Genomic DNA, 13,502 nt, shown 5'->3' with positions numbered 1-13,502 from the left:
ACGACTCACCTCATTTGGATTCCATATGCTTAGCTCGCAATTGTCCGCACGCAGCGGCAATATCATGGCCTTGCTCGCGACGGATTGTTGAGTTAATGCCTTTGTCGACTAGCGTGCGGTGAAACTTAAATATCTCATTGCGCGGTGTGCGGACGTAATTGCGTTCTGGAACGTAATTGACCGGAATCAGATTGACGTGAGCGATCATTTCCATTCGTTTCAGCACATCCGCCAGTTCTTCCGCATGCTCCACCTGATCGTTCACACCGCCTATTAATGCGTACTCGAACGTGATGCGGCGGCCTGTCTTCTCTTGATAATGCTTCAGGGCAAGCATAACATCCTCGAACGGAAAGCGGCGATTGACCGGCATCAGCTTCGAGCGCAGCTTATCGTTCGGCGCATGAATCGAGATCGCCAGATTAATCTGTGTGTTCTCTTCAGCGAACTTATAGATGCTAGGTACGATGCCGCTGGTCGATACCGTTATATGACGTTGTCCGATGTTCAAACCCTTCTCATGAATCATAACGCGCAGGAAGGCCATCGTCGCGTCATAATTCTCAAACGGCTCGCCTGTTCCCATAATGACGATACTGCTCACACGCTCATTTGTTTCATCCAATATTTTCTGGGCAGCTACGACTTGCGCTACGATCTCGCCTGCTGTCAGATTGCGTTTCAACCCCCCGAGCGTAGACGCGCAGAAGGTACAGCCGACTCGGCAGCCTACCTGCGTCGTGACACACACGCTGTTGCCGTAATCATGCCTCATGACAACCGTCTCAATGGCATGGTCATCGTGAAGACCGAACAAGAACTTAATCGTTCCATCGGAGGATTTCATATGTGTAATTTCCTTGAGTGTTACGAATTGAAAATGCTCCTTCAGCTTATCACGCAGCTGCTTCGACAGGTTCGACATCTGGTCGAAGTCTGTAACTCGCTTCACGTAGATCCAATCAAAGATCTGTCCCGCGCGAAATACGGGTTCTCCCTGCTCCTTGATCCAAGTCTGGAGCTGATCATACGTTAGGTCATATATAAATGGTTTCATCTGTTCATTCACGCGCCTATCTTTCAGAATATACTTCATTATGGACAATAAGAATTGTGCATTTGATCTATTTTACCACAATTGGCTGTCATGCATAAAGTTTGTACTTTATCCATCATGATCAGGAATTCATTAATAGTTAGCTTGCCAGTTCCAACACACAAATAACCCGCGTCTTACAGCCGGATCTACACGCTCGACTGCAGAGGACGCGGGTTATATTCACGTGGCTATATAGGATTGAATCCGCTAGGCTCTCGTTAAGCAAGCGATAAAGAAGCCGTCCGAATCTCCGTCATGCGGCAGCACCTGCAGCATGCCAGGCTTGCTTCGCGCCAGTGCAGCCGACAGCTTGTCCTGCGGCAGCGCGTTCTTCCAGCTCTCATCCAGCTTCCAATCGGGATGCTGCTTAACGAATCGCTCGACGACGTCTTCATTCTCTTCCCGTTCTACTGTACAAGTAGAGTAGACGAGCCTGCCGTCCGGCTTGACCAGCTTCGCCGCTTCTTCAATCAGCTCAGCTTGAAGCGCGGCGATGGAAGACACATCCTCCGGACGCTTGCGCCACTTCAGATCCGGCTTGCGGCGAATGACGCCGAAGCCTGTGCATGGCGCATCCAGCAGCACGACGTCGAATGAAGCAGGCTCCAGCCGATCGGTCAGATTCAGCGCATCCTCATTCATCGTTCGGATGCAGGATAAGCCTAAGCGGTCGGCTTGATCCTGAATAAGCTTGACCTTGTGCGCATGCACGTCATTCGCGATGACCTCGCCCTCGCAGCCCATTCGCTCGGCGATGTGCATTGTCTTGCCGCCGGGCGCAGCGCAGCAGTCCAGCACGCGCATGCCTGCCGCAGGGCGAACCGCCTCGACAACGAGCATGGAGCTCTCGTCCTGCACGGACAGCTTGCCCGTGCGGTACCAATCAGTCAGCGCCAGGTTGCCTGCTCCGCCCGCAACGACGCCGTCTGCGCTGAGAGCAGAGGGCTGAACATAGAGCCCTGCCGCTCTCATCTCGGCGAGCAGCTCGTCGCGAACAGCACGCGTGCGATTCACGCGCGCGCTCGCATGCGGCGCTTCATTATTCGCCGCACACATCTCCTCTGTGTCCGCTTCGCCGTATGTCTTCAGCCAGCGGGCAACGAGCCACTCCGGATGCGACTCTTCCCAAGCGATTCTCGCGGTGGGAGAAGCATCCGCAGGCACATTCCACACCTCCGGCTCACGCATCACACCGCGCAGGACGCCGTTAACGAAGCCGCCCATCGACTGCTGGCCGCGGCGCTTGGCGATCGCTACCGCTTCATTTACCGCCGCATGATCTGGAATGCGGTCCAGATAATGCAGCTGGTACAAGCTCATGCGCAGCAGATTACGCATCCAGGGCTTCAACTTGGCGATCCCCTTTGCAACTTTGCGTTCCAGTACGCCATCTATCGTATACATCCGCTGAATTGTGCCATACACCAGTTCTGTCGCTAATGCGGCATCCACACGCTCCAGATTGGATGACTTGAGCGCCTCATTCAGCTGCAGATTGCTGTAAGAGCCTTCCTTATCTACCTGCACCAGCACCTCTAGCGCAACTTCGCGAGCGGTTTTACGCCGTGTTCGTTGTTGCGGTTCCATGCGGCTCACAGTAGCACCGTCCCGGCTTCCAGCTTGCCGCCGCGCATAAATTCTTGAACAGGCATCGCCTTCTTGCCAGCCGGCTGTACTTCGGTCAACAGCAGCGAGCTGTCACCCGTCTTCACTTCAATTCCCTGCTCGCTTACGGACAGCACAGTTCCCGGCTGTTGATCGCTTTGCGCTGGAGCAGCAGGCAGCTTCGTCGCCCATACTTTTAACACTTCATCGTTCCACGTCGTGAAGGCTCCGGAATACGGCACTAGGCCGCGGACTTGATTGAACAGCTCGCGTGAGGTGCGGCTCCAATCGAGACGTTCATCCTCACGCTTCAGGTTGGGCGCGTAAGTTGCCGCCTCGTGATCCTGCTGCTCAGCTGTAATGCTGCCCGCAAGCAGCTCCGGCAGCGTGCGTCGCAGCAGCTCGGAGCCTTCGAAGCTCAGCTTCTCAAACATCGTGCCTGCGTTATCGGCATCCGTGATCGGAACCTCGACCCGGCTAATCATATCGCCTGTATCCATGCCTTCAGCCATATACATAATGGTCACGCCCGTCTTCGGCTCGCCATTGATGATCGAACGTTGAATCGGCGCTCCTCCGCGGTATGCGGGCAGAAGCGAGCCGTGAACATTAATGCAGCCGTAGCGCGGCACATCGAGCACCGCCTTCGGCAGAATCTGGCCGTACGCCGCCGTCACGATCAGGTCCGGCGACAATGCCTGAATATCCTGCACGGTTTCGGACGTACGCAGCTTCTCCGGCTGCCATACCGTTAATCCATGCTCAAGAGCCAACGCCTTCACAGGCGTTGGGGTAAGGACACGCTTGCGTCCAACTGGACGATCCGGCTGCGTGACGACCGCGGCTACTTCATAGCCTTCATCAAGCAGCATCTGCAGAACAGGCACCGCGAACTGCGGTGTACCCATAAATACTATTTTTGTCATTCGATTACTCCTTGTCTTGCATATCTATTTCATATACGCTGTCTGCAATCGACGTGAACAGCACACCGTTCAAATGGTCAATCTCATGCTGGAACGCACGCGCGAGGAAATCCTCGGCAACCATCTCAAACGTCTTGCCGTAGCGATCCATACCGCGTACTTTAATCTTCTTGTGGCGGCGCACATCGCCGTTAATTCCAGGAATGCTCAAGCAGCCTTCAGGTCCGAGCTGCTCTCCTTCATGCTCGATCATGACCGGGTTCACCATCTCGATCAAGCCGTTGTCATCCCCAACATCAACCACAATGACTCGCTTCAATATGCCGATCTGTGGAGCTGCGAGGCCTACTCCTTCGGCGAAGTACATCGTATCCGCCATGTCATCCAGGAGCTTATGCAGATTCGCATTGAATTTCGTAACTTCCTTCGCCACCTCATGCAGGACCGGGTCCGGCTCAATTACAATTACTCGTATCGCCATTATGGGCACCATCCTCTAACTATGATTGTTTAATATACGATTGCCTGTGAACAGACATTATTCTTCTATAACGCTGTTTTATAATAAATACACCGTTTGTGCCATCCTACATCATCATCTGCGGATCCATATCTACGCTGAACAGCACCTTCTGCTCGCGCGACATCGGCTCCAGCGTCTCCATCGCTTCCGCCATCAAAGCCGACAGGTCGATGTCGCCGCGGCATTTCACCACGCATTGGAATCGATACTTGTTCTTAATGCGTGGAATTGGCGATGCGACCGGGCCGAACACATCGACCGCGTGCGCTGAGCTCTGCAGCGGCCGCAGCCACCCCTTGCGGTCCGCGAGCTCCTTGATGCGCAGCACCGCATTCTCGGCCGCGCGCACAAGCAGCGGAAGCTGCTCATGCGTCATCGTGATGAGCGCCAGCCGGCAGAACGGCGGTACCATCTGAACGCGGCGGTGGCGCAGCTCCTCGGACGCAAAGGTCGTATAATCGTGCTGCGATGCATGCATGATGGAATAGTGCTCCGGCGCATAGGTCTGCACGATGACCTCGCCTGGCAGATGATGCCTGCCGGCGCGTCCCGCCACCTGGGTCAGGAGCTGGAACGTTTTCTCCGCCGCGCGGAAATCCGGCATATGCAGCGCAGAATCGGCAGCGATCACGCCAACGAGCGTCACGTATGGGAAATCGAGCCCCTTCGCCACCATCTGGGTGCCGAGCAGCACATCCGCGCGCCGCTGTCGGAATTGATCGAGCATCCGCTCATGCGAGCCTTTCTCCGTCGTCGTATCCACATCCATTCGAATCACGCGAATGCCTTGGAATCGGCGCGCCAGCTGCTCTTCAACCCGCTGCGTCCCTGTGCCGAAGAAGCGGATATGCTCGCTCTCACAGGAAGGGCAGACGGACGGCGCACGCTCCGTATAGCCGCAATAATGACAGCGCAGATGCTCTTTCTTCATATGATACGTGAGTGAGATATCACACTCGGGACATTGCGCCACAAAGCCGCAAGTTCTGCACATCACGAACGTCGAGTAGCCGCGGCGGTTAAGCAGGAGCACCGTTTGCTCGCCGCGTTCCAGCCGCTGCTCCAGCGCGGCTTCGAGCTCCATGCTGAACATCGAACGGTTGCCCGCCTTCAGCTGTTCGCGCATATCGACGATCGTAACCGGCGGCAGCTCTCTAGCGCCTACTCGGCTCGGCATCATGAGCGGCGCAAGACTCCAGCTCGGAGCCTCAAGCCCCTGTGCTGCGCCTTGATAGTCGTACATCTTCGCCGCGTAGTACGTCTCCATCGACGGCGTCGCCGACCCCAGCACGACGACAGCATCATGCTGGCGCGCGCGTTCAATCGCGACGTCACGGGCATGATATTTCGGTGTTTCTTCCTGCTTATAGGACGTTTCATGCTCTTCATCTATAATAATCAGACCGATTCGACGAAACGGTGCAAACACCGCAGACCGCGCGCCGATCGCCACCTGCACGCGTCCTTCGCGAATCTTGCGCCATTCATCATAGCGCTCGCCTTGCGATAGTCGGCTGTGAAGCACAGCAACCTTGGAGCCGAACCTTCCCTTGAAGCGCTCAACCATCTGCGGAGTCAGCGATATTTCTGGAACGAGCACGATCGCCTCACGATCCATTTTCAAGCAGCGGTCAATCGATTGCATATAAACTTCGGTCTTGCCGCTACCCGTCACACCTCTCAGCAGGAAAGACTTCGGCACTCCCGCATCCAGCGCTTCTACCAGTTGGCTAAACACCTGGTGCTGCTCCTCCGTCAATTCGAGCGGTTCGGTCGGTTTAAACCGCTTATCCGCATACGGATCGCGAAGCACCTCGAAGTCATCGATCGTCACAACGCCCTTGTCCGCTAGCGCCTTTACGGCGGTCGCATTCAAGTCCTTAAGCGGCATCTCGCCCCCGAAGGCGAGCAGCATCTCGATGACTTCCTGCTGTCGCTTCGCCTTTAAGCCCGCTGAGTAACGCTCCGCTTCCTTAGGCTCCATATTCAGCGTAACCCGCTTCAGCTTCTTAACGCCGATACGATCCTTAATATGCTCAGTCTCAAGCAGCCAGCCTGCCTGCAGCGCAGTCTTCAACGTGTGCACCGCATGCGGAAATGCTTGCAGCAGCTTATCTGCTGGTACCGGTTGGTTCTCTTGAACATAATGCAGCAACCGTCTCACTGCCGGCTCTTCAAGCTTATGCTGCTGCAGCCAGCCGATCAGATCCACTTCACCGCTCAGCGCCTGATCCCCAAGAATGATCGCCTTCTCGCTCTTGCCCTTGAGCGCGCTCGGGATCATAGATTGCAGCGCTGCTGTATGCGTGCATATATAGCGCGCGCTCATCCACTCCGCCAACATAACAAGATCCGGCGGCAGCGGAGGAACAAGATCAAGCAGCTGTTGTATCGGCTTCAGCTTCTTCAGCGGAATGTCCGTCTCGGTTACGAAGCCGATAACGAACCCTTGTACCGTCCGTGGTCCAAAGGGGACACCTACCCGGCTGCCGATCTCGATCCATGCCTGCATATCTTCAGGCACCACATAATCAAACGGTCGATTCGTCTGCTTGCTCGGCACATCTACGATAACACGCGCCAATAACGGCGCATCCCCCCAGTTATGAGCTTTAGGTCTGACATCAAGCTGAATCGAAGGTGAATCGTCCCAATCTGCGAACCAATCCGAATTAGGATTCAATCGGATGCACCTCACTGCTCATCCTGGCGACCGCGAGCTTCAAGATACGCTTCCCTATCGTCTGCTTGCTCGTTAAGGATATCCCTTCAACCAAGCCGTTCGCATCGAATATGAGCACTTCATTCGTATCTGTGCCAAAGCCCGCATCCTCGCGTGAAACATCGTTGGCGACGATAAGATCGCATTTCTTCCGCTTAAGCTTATCCATCGCGTACTGCTCAACATGATCCGTCTCAGCTGCGAAGCCGATCAGAAATTGATGCTGCTTCTTCTCGCCTAGAGCAGACAGAATATCGGGATTGCGCTCAAGCTCAATAACAAGCTTCGCGTCGTTCTTCTTAATCTTCTTATCGGCACGCACTGTTGGCCGGTAATCAGCTACTGCTGCTGCCATAACAACTAGATCAGACGATCCGTAGCGTTCCATCACCGCTTGATGCATATCTTGTGCAGACTCAATGCGGATAACTTGTACGCCTTCCGGCGGCGTCACCTGAGTCTGACCTGCGATCAGCGTAACATCAGCGCCCATATCGCGCGCTGCTGCAGCTATGGCGAAGCCCATCTTCCCGGAAGAATCATTCGTTATATATCGAACAGGATCAATTCGCTCAATCGTTCCGCCAGCCGTAACGATTACAGACCTTCCAGCAAGCGCACGGCTAGTCTCTTCTCCAGCTTGAGCCGCTATATTTGTTTCCTGCTTCACCTCGGCACATGTACATCCCGAGAGTAGACTTTCTCGGTATTTCGCTTCGCCCAAGTCAAAGAAACGCTCGACCTCAGCCACAATATGCTCTGGCTCTGCGAGACGCCCCTTACCTGTATAGCCGCACGCCAGCAGACCTTCGCCAGGCTCAATCATCATGACTCCGCGCTCACCAAGCAGCTGCATATTGTGCTGCACAGCAGGATGAGCATACATGTGAACATTCATGGCCGGCGCAACCATAATTGGCGCTGTCGTAGCGAGAAGCGTCGTAGACAGCATGTCATCAGCTAAGCCATAGGTCATCTTAGCGATCATATTTGCTGTAGCTGGCGCAATGATAAACAGATCCGCGCTGTCAGCCAGATCGATATGCGAGACGACGGAAGCGTCACGTTCATCAAATGTGTCCGTATACACCGGATTGCGCGATAGCGTCTGCAACGTCAATTCCGAGATAAACTGCGTTGCGCTCCTCGTCATAATGACATGTACGTGAGCACCCGCCTGCTTTAATTTACTGCATAGCGCCGCAGCCTTATATGCCGCGATCCCTCCGGTTATGCCAAGCACGATCGTTTTCCCGTGTAACATATGCTCCCGCCTTTCACATCTATATGTAATCCTTCACGTATCTTAGCAAGTACTGCAGTAACATCTATATAATTGTTGAACTACACATAATCGCAATCGAAAAAAAGAACAACCTCACGGTTGTTAGTTACTAACCCGAAATCTCACCGTCACGAGCAGGTCTTACCCTATGCGCGCTGTTAAGCGGACATAAACTCAATCACATAACGATTAAATTACTGTAATATGAGAGCATCGCCTATCGAATCCGTTGGATTCAATACGCGATGCCTGACGTTGCTATTGCTGTTCTGCTTCTTCTTGCAGCTCAGGCTGCTGTTCGATAAGGATAAGCTCATCGTAGATTTCTTCTAATGCCATGCCTACATACTTATGTGACTTGGGATGATGGAGTTCTGTGCGATCTCCTTCACGCAGCTGACGCGCGCGACGGGAAGCCGCCACGACGAGTGAGTACTTGCTGTCAGTCTTCTTCACCAATTCATCAATAGATGGATATAACATACATTCGCATCCCTTCACATATAGTCTACCGCTAATCATACAGCTACACGACGTTCAGAAGGCACACTTATTCAGTGCGCCTCATAAACCGGTTGCCAACACCCTAAATTTTACAATGTTCGGCAATTATGATACTTTCTATACTTCGACAAGCATGATCGATTTCATCGTTAACGACTGCATAATCGTAACGCTCCATCATCGCGATCTCTTCGACAGCAGCGTTCATGCGATGATCGATCACCGTGTCATTCTCAGTACCTCGGCCTTGAATCCGATCCTTCAGCTCGTCCAGAGAAGGAGGAAGCAGGAAGATAAAGACCCCTTCCGGAAACTTCTCTTTCACCTTAAGCGCGCCTTGTACTTCGATCTCTAGAATAATATCTTGGCCCTTGGCCAGCGTCTCCTCAACGAATCCGCGCGGCGTTCCATAATAATTGCCGACATACTCCGCATACTCCAGCATCTGGTCGTCTTCAATCATCTGCATAAACTGCTCGCGAGTCTTAAAGAAGTAATTGACGCCATCGATTTCACCGAGACGCGGCTGACGTGTCGTAGCCGATACGGAATAAATCAAATTCGATGTTTTCTTCATAAGTGCTTTGCATACCGTTCCCTTGCCCACGCCGGAAGGTCCTGAAAGCACAATTAATAACCCCTTCTTCATCTGCATCTCCATGTTATTCGTCGTTGTCGTCATCCTTCGTCGATAGACGATGCGCTACCGTCTCCGGCTGAACCGCTGATAGAATGACATGATCACTATCTGTAATGATGACGGCGCGCGTGCGGCGTCCATATGTTGCGTCTATCAGCATATGACGGTCACGTGCTTCTTGAATAATTCGTTTGATCGGCGCCGATTCCGGACTTACGATCGAGATGATACGGTTGGCGGATACGATGTTGCCGAAACCGATGTTAATCAGTTTAATCGCCATTACTGGCCCTCCTCTTGTTTCGAGCGCTCCATTGTTACTCCATGTTCGCGACTTGCTCGCGTATTTTCTCTAACTCGGCCTTCATGTCCACGACCCGGTTCACAAGCTCGAGATGATTTGCCTTAGAGCCGATTGTATTAGTCTCACGGTTCATCTCTTGAATTAGGAAGTCCAGCTTGCGACCAATCGGTTCCTGACTGGAAAGCAGTTGGTTGAACTGCTGGATATGACTCTTCAGCCGCGTTAATTCCTCATCGATGTTGGAGCGTTCCGCAAAGAGTGCAACCTCCATGCCGAACTTCGTGTCATCGAAAGTAAGATGCTGCTCTGACAGTTGTTCCAAGCGTTGCTTAAGTTTCACCCGATATTCTGCAACAACTTCGGGTGCCCACTTCACCAGTTCCGCAAGGATATCCTCAACTCTGAGCAAACGTTTCTCCGTATCCTGCTTCAAATGACTTCCTTCTTGAGCACGCATACGACACAAACCGTCCAAAGCTTCTGTCAACCCTTCAACTAAACAAGCTTCCAGTTGTTCCTCTGACCAGTTTGCTTCTTCTCGCACGGTCATTACATCCGGCAGGCTGAGCAGTTGATTAATTTCAACCGTCCCGGTCATGCCGTATTTCTGACGCAGCTGGTCAGCAGCTTGCATGTAAGCTTCCACTACCTGCAAGTTCACTTCAACAACACTTGTCGATTCCGCTTCACGCTCTTTGTTAATAAACACATCGACACGACCGCGCTTGAGCTGATTCTGCACGATACGGCGTAAGCGATCCTCGAAACACGCCCACTCACGGGGCATACGGAATACGATCTCGCTGTATCGATGGTTTACGGATTTCATTTCAATGCTAATCTTATATCCGCCTATCTCTTTAGCGGATTGACCATATCCGGTCATACTGTAAACCATGGGAACCACATCCATTGTTCTATTTTAATTGATTATGTTTGATGAAACAAGGGGTCTGCTGGGCGTTCCGCTTTTTGCCAAACATATGATGTGAGATCCGCTGTCATCTCATAGAACATAAATGGAGTCATCAGATAAATGCCGTTAAAATGTTTCATCACCGCATCGATCAGCTCTTTTGCGATCTTAACGCCTTCCGCGCGGCCTTGTTCACCTTCAAGTCCCTTCATCCGAGCCCGCACTTCATCGGACAATTGGATCCCTGGAACCTCATTGTGCAAGTACTCCGCGTTGCGCCCGCTCGCCAGCGGCATAATGCCTACAAATATAGGAATCGAGACTTCCTTCGTCATCTCAGCCAATCGTTCGATCAATTCGATATCATATATCGGCTGGGTCATAACATAATCAGCACCTGCTTCCACCTTGCGGTGCAAGCGGCCGATTGCTTTCTCCAGATATTTAACATTCGGATTAAAAGCCGCGCCTACCATGAAACGAGCATTCTGCTTTAAGGGCTTGCCAGAGAACGCTACGCCGCTGTTCAACTGCTTGATCATCCGAATCATTTCAAATGAGGTCAAATCGTATACAGAGCTGGAATCAGGCAGATCGCCGAAACGAGCAGGGTCGCCAGTTACAGCAAGCACATGATCTATGCCAAGCGCGTCCAGTCCCATCATATGAGATTGCGTACCGATCAAGTTGCGGTCTCGGCAAGCAATATGAATGAGCGGACGTACTCCTGCCTTCTGCTGCATTAATGCGCCAAGCGCCATATTGCTCATCCGCGTTACGGCGAGCGAATTATCAGCCAGCGTAACCGCGTCCGCGCCAGCAGCCTTCAGCACTTCTACACCTTTCATGAACTTCGCGATGTCCAGATCACGCGGCGGGTCCAGCTCAACGATAACGGTATGCCGCTGCTTGACGATATCCACGATCGTTTCACCAAGTATGCTTACAGGAGCAGACGGGCGATTGCCTTCATGAAGAATTCGCTCTGTCAACAAGTCCAGCTCACCGCTGTCTACGGAATCAGGCTTTCCTTCTATGACAGGCAGCTCCGCGGGATCAACCGTCTTCAGCGCATTCGCAATCGCGCGAATATGATCCGGCGTCGTACCGCAGCAGCCCCCGATTAAGCGCGCGCCGCTCTTCGCGAAGCGAATCGCGCTGTCAGCCATATATTCTGCAGTCGCTACGAAGTTGTAGCGGCCGTCCACATAGTCCGGCAAACCTGCGTTTGGAAATGCCGACATCGGCATATGCACATGCGGCTTTAATGTTTCAATTGCGCGAAGGATGCCGTTAGGACCCATTCGGCAATTCAAGCCAACGATATCCGCGCCTTCATGCCGCAGGATACGAAATGCTTCTACCAGTGAGAAGCCATCCTTCGTGCGCTCCGTTTCCTCAACCGCGAATTGGCATATCGTAGGGACGTCAGCATCCAGTCTGCGCGCGATGCGCAGCGCCAGCAGCATCTCCTCTAGATCGTAGAAGGTTTCGAACATGATGCCGTCGACGCCTTCCTCCAGCATAGCGGACAACTGTTCCTCATAATCTCGCGTCACTTCGGAGGTATCGATGTTTTCCCATTTACCTGCACGAATGGAGCCGAGAGCACCGATTACATATGCCTTTCCAGCAGCAGCCTCGCGAGCGAGACGTACACCGGCACGGTTAATCTCTTGAACCTTGTCGGCTAGATTATGCTTAGCCAGCTTGACCCGATTCGCAGTAAACGTGTTCGTTTCCAGCAATTGAGCGCCTGCATCTACATACTCTCGATGAATTCCACGAATGACATCGGGGTTGCTAATGTTCAATTCTTCGTATGAGATTCCAACTGGATATCCCATCTGATATAAATATGTCCCCATTGCTCCGTCGCCAACAATAATACCGCTGCGAACTGCTTCTCTTAATGATGAGGTGACAATCTCTCCCATTCCAACTCCCCCGTTCTATGTGTATGTATGATAGCAAGACTATGAATAAAGGTTGAATAAAAAGCGCCCTTTCGGGGCGCCTTTATATTCCAGTTAGTTCATCATTATAGCATCACAATTCCATTTGGTGTATGGAATTTGGATAAATATTCACATATTTTATTTAATCCACTTCCCTTGATAGACAAATTCAGCAGGACCCGTCATATACACATGATTGTCTTGTTCATTCCACTCAATAAACAAGTCTCCACCAGCCAGTGAAATTGTCGCGCCCCGACCTGTTTTGCCGTTTAACACACTCGACACTAACGTTGCGCATGCACCAGTACCGCAAGCCAGCGTAGGTCCCGCACCTCGTTCCCACACTCTCATATCCGCATAGTCCTGCGACTTGACAGTCACGAACTCTACATTAATTTTATGAGGGAACATCGGATGCTTCTCAAGCTTTGGTCCCCATCGTCCAATATCAAACGTTGCTGCATCATCAACATATATGACACAATGCGGATTACCCATCGATACTGCTGTAAAATGAAACAAACGCCCCTCGACCTCAATCGGTTGATCGACGACCTGTGATGCATCAATTGTCGTTGGCACGCTTAGCCCGTTAAGAATCGGCTCTCCCATGTCTACTCGTACGGTCTCTACTTGACCGTCCCGTTTATTCAAATGAACGCGCTGAACCCCTGCGCCTATCGTTTCAATCGTCAACTCGTCACCGTTCGTGTATCCCTGATCAGCTACATACTTCGCGACGCAGCGAATCGCATTGCCGCACTGTTCCGCTTCCGAACCATCCGAGTTCATAATTCGCATCATATAGTCAGCCCGCTCTGACGGCAATATATAGACTAAACCATCCGCACCTATTCCAAAGTAGCGGTTGCACGTCGCAACAGCAAGCTCCGACGCGTTAGCCGGGAGCTCCTGTTCACCGAACACAATCACAAAGTCATTTCCCAATCCATTCATCTTCATAAAGTGCATTTCAGCCACACCCCTTCAACTTGATCCCCCATCTTCAGGACGACC

The 13,502-nt window shown here is 52.4% G+C and carries 12 protein-coding genes; all 12 read right to left on the bottom strand.

Going from position 1 to position 13,502, the window contains the following annotated elements; all coding sequences use genetic code 11:
• Positions 1 to 10: 10 nt before the first annotated feature.
• The 12 genes from rlmN to dapF all read right to left on the bottom strand — a co-directional run bounded on the left by rlmN (position 11) and on the right by dapF (position 13,457).
• The gene (rlmN, locus tag AC3WTP_RS03975; RefSeq protein ID WP_492393266.1) at positions 11 to 1,057 is read right to left on the bottom strand and encodes a dual-specificity RNA methyltransferase RlmN; all 1,047 of its coding nucleotides are present in this window, start codon (positions 1,055 to 1,057) and stop codon (positions 11 to 13) included.
• Positions 1,058 to 1,306: 249 nt separating this feature from the next.
• The gene (rsmB, locus tag AC3WTP_RS03970; RefSeq protein WP_492393342.1) at positions 1,307 to 2,686 is read right to left on the bottom strand and encodes a 16S rRNA (cytosine(967)-C(5))-methyltransferase RsmB; all 1,380 of its coding nucleotides are present in this window, start codon (positions 2,684 to 2,686) and stop codon (positions 1,307 to 1,309) included.
• Between the two features lie 5 nt (positions 2,687 to 2,691).
• The gene (gene fmt, locus AC3WTP_RS03965; RefSeq protein WP_492393265.1) at positions 2,692 to 3,630 is read right to left on the bottom strand and encodes a methionyl-tRNA formyltransferase; all 939 of its coding nucleotides are present in this window, start codon (positions 3,628 to 3,630) and stop codon (positions 2,692 to 2,694) included.
• A 4-nt stretch (positions 3,631 to 3,634) separates the two neighbouring features.
• Positions 3,635 to 4,111 carry a peptide deformylase gene (def, locus tag AC3WTP_RS03960; protein WP_492393264.1) on the bottom strand — a complete coding sequence of 159 codons (477 nt, stop codon included), beginning with the start codon at positions 4,109 to 4,111 and terminating at the stop codon, positions 3,635 to 3,637.
• Positions 4,112 to 4,217: 106 nt separating this feature from the next.
• Positions 4,218 to 6,788, bottom strand: coding sequence for a primosomal protein N' (gene priA / locus AC3WTP_RS03955; protein WP_492393341.1), 2,571 nt, complete (start codon positions 6,786 to 6,788; stop codon positions 4,218 to 4,220).
• Positions 6,789 to 6,825: 37 nt separating this feature from the next.
• Positions 6,826 to 8,139, bottom strand: coding sequence for a bifunctional phosphopantothenoylcysteine decarboxylase/phosphopantothenate--cysteine ligase CoaBC (gene coaBC / locus AC3WTP_RS03950; protein ID WP_492393263.1), 1,314 nt, complete (start codon positions 8,137 to 8,139; stop codon positions 6,826 to 6,828).
• 279 nt (positions 8,140 to 8,418) lie between these two features.
• Positions 8,419 to 8,643 carry a DNA-directed RNA polymerase subunit omega gene (gene rpoZ, locus AC3WTP_RS03945; protein WP_492393262.1) on the bottom strand — a complete coding sequence of 75 codons (225 nt, stop codon included), beginning with the start codon at positions 8,641 to 8,643 and terminating at the stop codon, positions 8,419 to 8,421.
• 103 nt (positions 8,644 to 8,746) lie between these two features.
• Complete coding sequence (gmk, locus tag AC3WTP_RS03940) at positions 8,747 to 9,313, bottom strand: guanylate kinase (RefSeq protein ID WP_492393261.1); 567 nt, start codon at positions 9,311 to 9,313, stop codon at positions 8,747 to 8,749.
• Positions 9,314 to 9,326: 13 nt separating this feature from the next.
• Positions 9,327 to 9,587, bottom strand: a complete 261-nt coding sequence (gene remA, locus AC3WTP_RS03935; protein ID WP_005548256.1) for an extracellular matrix/biofilm regulator RemA — start codon at positions 9,585 to 9,587, stop codon at positions 9,327 to 9,329.
• A 34-nt stretch (positions 9,588 to 9,621) separates the two neighbouring features.
• Complete coding sequence (locus tag AC3WTP_RS03930; protein ID WP_492393260.1) at positions 9,622 to 10,506, bottom strand: YicC/YloC family endoribonuclease; 885 nt, start codon at positions 10,504 to 10,506, stop codon at positions 9,622 to 9,624.
• A 32-nt stretch (positions 10,507 to 10,538) separates the two neighbouring features.
• Positions 10,539 to 12,461 (bottom strand): bifunctional homocysteine S-methyltransferase/methylenetetrahydrofolate reductase, encoded by a 1,923-nt coding sequence (locus AC3WTP_RS03925; RefSeq protein ID WP_492393259.1) that lies wholly within the window; start codon positions 12,459 to 12,461, stop codon positions 10,539 to 10,541.
• A 159-nt stretch (positions 12,462 to 12,620) separates the two neighbouring features.
• A complete protein-coding gene (gene dapF / locus AC3WTP_RS03920) occupies positions 12,621 to 13,457 on the bottom strand; it encodes a diaminopimelate epimerase (protein WP_492393258.1) in 837 nt (278 codons plus the stop codon).
• Positions 13,458 to 13,502: the final 45 nt, after the last annotated feature.

Source organism: Paenibacillus sp. EB106-04-04-XG159 (genome assembly GCF_058791835.1).
This window is presented reverse-complemented; position numbering and strand designations above follow the sequence as displayed.